General features: G+C 65.4%; 2 protein-coding genes. Both read left to right on the plus strand.

Annotation, left to right across the window (positions count from 1 at the left end; translation table 11 throughout):
• The first annotated feature begins 55 nt into the window (after window positions 1-55).
• A complete protein-coding gene (locus D457_RS0131550) occupies window positions 56-460 on the plus strand; it encodes a hypothetical protein (protein ID WP_017584661.1) in 405 nt (134 codons plus the stop codon).
• A gap of 74 nt (window positions 461-534) precedes the next feature.
• Window positions 535-1,389 (plus strand): DDE-type integrase/transposase/recombinase (locus D457_RS33895; protein ID WP_017584662.1); only part of this gene is annotated, 855 nt, incomplete at its 3' end.

Consider the following 1,389-nt stretch of genomic DNA (forward strand, 5'->3'; position numbering starts at 1 on the left):
CCCTCTTTGCCAGGCTGGTTGTGAGTCACTCCACGACCGGTAAGGGAGCAAGGTCTTGACGATCAGTCCAGGGTTCACCACCGCGGAGATCCGCGAGTTCGTGCACGAGTATCAGCTGCAGCCCTACGGGCACAAAGGTTCGTGGCTGGCCACCCAGGGCATCTCCTACAAACGGATGCGCCGCTGGAGCGACGCGGTCTTCGAGGGCGACCTCGACCGAGGGCTCATCCCGCGAGAGAGTAGTGCCATGAATGTTCCGCCGAACCAGCGCACCGCGCTGGAGCGAAAGCGCGAGAAGGAACGCACCACGCAAGCAGCCGAGATCGCACGGCTGGCCGCGCGGGTCAAGGAGCTGGAGGAGACCAACACGGCTCTGGGAAAAGCTATCGGGCTCTTGCACACGATGCGCGAGCAAGAGCCCGCCGAGCCCCCCAAGAAGACCGATCCAACCGATTCCTGACCACGGAGAACGACCTCGTCGTCGAGCTGACCAAGATCATCGGATCCCAGCGGCGGGCGCTGGAGCTGACGGGTGTGTCGCGGTCCACGTGGCACTACCGACAGCGTCCGCGAGAGCACGTCGCCGATCCGATCCCGCAGACCGAGCGGGCCTATGCATCGCGCATCAGCGCCGCCGATGAGGAACGCATCAGCGAACTGATCCTCGCCGGGTGGTCCCAGCACAACTCCGTGGATCATTCGTTCGCCACGGCGTGGGACGGCGGGGTGATGCTCGCCTCTCGGCGCTCCTGGTGGCGCATCGCGGCGCGGATCGAGAACCAGATGCTGCGACCCAAGGTCCCCACCCGCAAGGATCGCGGGCGGCCACGGAGCAAGCCGGTGTTGAAAGCGACAGGCCCCGGGCAAGTGTGGTCGTGGGATATCACCGACCTGTACTCGCCGTGGCGGGGCAAGGTGTTCAAGGGCTACAAGATCACGGACATCTTCTCCCGCAAGATCGTCGGCTGGCGGGTGGAGGACCGCGAGGCCGACCACCTCGCCGTGCAGATGTTCGCTGCCGCGATCGCCGAGCACGGCGCACCGCAGGTGGTGCACGCCGATTCCGGCGCGGCGATGACCTCGAACCTGCTCCGCGATGACCTGTCCGGGCAGGGCGTGGAGCTCTCGCACAGCCGGCCCTATACCTCCAACGACAACCCGTTCTCCGAGGCCGGGTTCCGGACGATGAAGTACCGACCGGGCTACCCGAAGGTGTTCACCGACCTGGACGCCGCACGCGCCTACATCGCTGAGTACGTGTGCTGGTATGACCACCAGCACAAGCACTCCGGGATCGCTCTGTTCACACCCCAGCAAGTCCACGACGGCACCTGGAAGCAGGCGTGGGAACGGCGAGAGGGCGCACTGCAACGATATTTCGAGGAGCAT

Source organism: Nocardiopsis valliformis DSM 45023, assembly GCF_000340985.1.
Classification (GTDB): domain Bacteria; phylum Actinomycetota; class Actinomycetes; order Streptosporangiales; family Streptosporangiaceae; genus Nocardiopsis; species Nocardiopsis exhalans.